A 3,475-nucleotide genomic window follows, 5' to 3' on the forward strand; every position below is an offset into this window, starting at 1 on the left:
CGTCGGTCGGCTCGAGCAGTGGCAGGCGTACGGCGATCCGGTTCCCCTAGCGTGCATGGTCGCAAACTGCGTGGTCCGGGAACAGGACCGGATCGGGAAATCGTGTCCGACATCCGCCGCGGGCACCCCATCGCCGGACACGCCAGAAGTATACGTGAATAGTGTGTTTACACACTGTTCGAGAATAATACCCTGACATGTCAACTAACGCAACGTTTACTGGGATGACGGACAAGAAGGTTGGTTCCTATCAGCTCATAATGACGTTGCCGACTGCTTGATGGTGGTTGTGGCGCTTGTTTGTTCGATTCCGCCGGTGCTGGGTCGTTTTCGTCTGGCTGAACGGCGGCCAATCTGGGAGTTCGTTCTGGTAGACCTCGTCGGGCCATAATCTCCCAGATTCCGCGGGAGTTTACGCTGACTTCGGGAATTCGCCGCTGAACTCCCGTGCCGGACGCGGGAGTTTACGAGAATCCGGTACTCTCATGCATAATCTCTCAACAAAAACGTTGGAATTCCGCGATTCTCAAAAATCGACCTTGAAGCCGTTCCCGGGAGAACTTCGCCGGATTCATGTTTCGCGCTAAACTCCCGCGCGCATCCGGAAGTTTTCATAGAATCGGTCGCGCAAACGGACATCCGGATTTCTCAATTTCTCCCGGGATTAGCCTCTTCCACCGAGTTTTCCAGACCACAATCTGAAAACTCGTGATTTGAGCCTGCTGAATCGAGATTTTGAGTTCTTCCCAAACTGACTGCCGCAAACTGACCGCACTCATCGTCCTGTCAGCGCAGCCGGTTTGCGGAATGGAAGACGTGTGCGGAGAGCAGCGCATCGGCGCACAGTCTGGTTTGTTGTGTTGCCCTCCGCTACTCCAGCGGTGTGCGATCCCACTGGTCGGCGCGCGGGATGGTGCGCAGGCTGCGCGAACTGACAATCAGCAGCATGCTGACGAGCATCACCGCCCAGAACACCAGCATCGTCCCGCTGAATCCGAAAGCGGGCAGCAGGCTTCCGGCCGTCGCCGAGCAGAACGCGGACAGTGCCTGGGCCGGCACGGTAAGCGTCACGGTGATACGCCCCTGCATCGTGTCGGGCGTCTTGCCGAAGATGAATCCGAGTTGCAGCGCGTTGATGATCGGGAACGGCAGACACATCACGGCGTTGGCGATAAGCAACACCCAGTAGGTGTCGGTCAGCAGCATCGGCAGCGAAGCGATGCAGATGAACACGAATCCGCAGCATGTCACCGGCCCGACCGGCGCAGTATCGCTGATCCGCCCAGCGATGAACGCACCCGCCAGCATCGCGAGGAATACGCCCGTATTCACGAAACCGATGAGCGTCGCGTTCACGCCGGTGCGCATCAGATGCAGCTGAATCGCATACTGAAAGCCATTGACCCCGAAATTCGCCAGTGCGGACGACACCATCGTCAACACCAGCATCCTGCGGTGCAACGACCACGACCATCCTTCGGTGAAATCACGGATAAATGACGCGCCGCTCGCATTTGCGCTGTTGCCGCCACCGTCGCTGTTGCCGTTGCCGCTATCGCTACCGTTCCGCGGATTCCCGATAACCCGGATACGTGTCGCAGCCACGCCTGCCAGCAGATACATGACCGCAGCCGACAGGAACGGCAGCCACGGGGCGATGCCGTACAGCAGACCGCCAACCGGGCTACCGGCCATATTGATGGTCGCGTCACGACCTTCGTTGAGACTGCGCGCTTTCGGATACGAGCGAATATCGACGATGGATTTGAGCATCGCATCCGAGGCGGGGCCGAGAAACCCGTTGACCGCGGATTCAAACACCGCGATGGCAAGCAGCACGGGGAAGACCAACCTGCCGGCCATGAGCAGCACGGCGACCGACCCCCAGCAGATGACACCCGCTGTCGCGTTCACGATGATCAGTGTCTTGCGGTCGTGCCGGTCGGCGAATGTTCCGCCGAACACGGCGGCCGCCTGCTGGGCGATCGCGGCCAACGAGCCCAGCCAACCTGCGGCTGTGGTCAATCCGGTGAGCTTGTAACCGATCAGGGAGACCGCCAGATACCGCAGGGCAACGCCAACTGCCGTCGCGCTGTCCGCCGTGAACCATGGCACGTAACCTGGGATATCCCACAACCTGCTTTCGCGCGCAGGAGCAGAAACGAGCTTTAACGAATTACTCATCTAATAATTTATCCATACCCTACCAGTACTGGAATCCTACAGAAGATTAGGCGGCACTGGTTCTTTACAAACTTGCTCAGTATGCCAAGCATAATCACATATATCGAAGTAACCCTTTTCTCCATAATGAGCAGGACAGCAATGACATCGATAATCTTCAACCTGTTCCGCTACCAACGATCCCAATGTTGAACATAATCGATAGCTAAGCTTACCGGACTCATGGTGCAGCAATAGCTTGCCTTTGATTGCCAAGTGTGAAGAAATATAGTCATATTTATTGTTCGGATAATAGAATTCAGGCAAACTTACCGAATTATCAAAATAGCCCGGATTAACAATGAACGCTATATCTTTCTTATCACATGAGTAGTTAATCATCCTTGCGACTTCGGTGGTGCTTGGAACGTCTGCCGCTTGAATTACTAAGTTGATTTTCTCTCGGTCAATTAATTCATCAAGTTCACTATGACAAGTTATCATTTTATCAATGCTATCTATAGAAAGACATCTTGACGCCCTGGATTTCAGCACATCAACCTTTTTCTTCCCAATGTCTGTTCGCACGTAATCCTGACGGTAAATGTTGTCTACAGTGACAACATCATGATCGACCAAAGTAATATGTTCCAAAGCAAGCATTGAAATGTGCCGATAAATATGACTTCCAATAGACCCGCATCCGAGCAGCAGGCATCTAATTTGTCGCGGCTCAGCGTGTTCGACACGCAATACGTCCAAACTGACAAGTTTGTCAATAGCCGCTCGAAGAGAAGAACGCGTAACAGCTGGGAATCTAGTCTCAATCGACTGAATATCTGCTGGAGATTCCAAGAACTGTAACAGATCAAACGTCATTTGTCGATACGGTAAACGGCAAATTGTCCCCCGCTGCCCGAGCACAATTAACAGATAGCCTTGACCATTGTCATATATTGACACAGCATCAGCGAGTCTATATCCTATTTCATTAGTCATTTTTACTCCGAAAAAATCATTCGGGGCGCAGACAAGTGTTACTCATCCACGCCCCGAATGAAGTCATTCAGCTATTGATACCAATACTGATATCAGTGAGAATCGGCGCTGAAATCACCGACACCTCACCAAGATCAAAATCATATTGATTTGATGTCTGAATCATTGTTACCGCCCCCTTTCATTACAATTGAAAGGTAGCACTTATCGAGAAGAATGACACATACAATATGCCAACAGAGAACACGTATAGAACAAAACACAATTCCCCATCGGAATCAAGCAACACTTGGTTATTGCACTGAGCCAAGAC

At 52.6% G+C, this 3,475-nt stretch carries 1 protein-coding gene and 1 pseudogene; both read right to left on the reverse strand.

Going from position 1 to position 3,475, the window contains the following annotated elements; translation table 11 throughout:
* Positions 1-1,386 precede the first annotated feature (1,386 nt).
* Positions 1,387-2,184 (reverse strand): annotated as a pseudogene (locus ACI38B_RS00095) (MFS transporter); the annotation flags it as partial.
* Between the two features lie 36 nt (positions 2,185-2,220).
* Positions 2,221-3,162: a ThiF family adenylyltransferase gene (locus ACI38B_RS00100; protein ID WP_439729019.1), complete on the reverse strand. Its 942-nt coding sequence runs from the start codon at positions 3,160-3,162 to the stop codon at positions 2,221-2,223.
* Between the last annotated feature and the right edge of the window lie 313 nt (positions 3,163-3,475).

It is taken from the genome of Bifidobacterium sp. (assembly GCF_051876855.1).
GTDB lineage: Bacteria > Actinomycetota > Actinomycetes > Actinomycetales > Bifidobacteriaceae > Bifidobacterium.

Excerpts from the sequence above, each read along its gene's own strand:
- ACI38B_RS00100 (WP_439729019.1), bottom strand. The coding sequence starts at position 3,162 with ATGACTAATGAAATAGGATATAGACTCGCTGATGCTGTGTCAATATAT.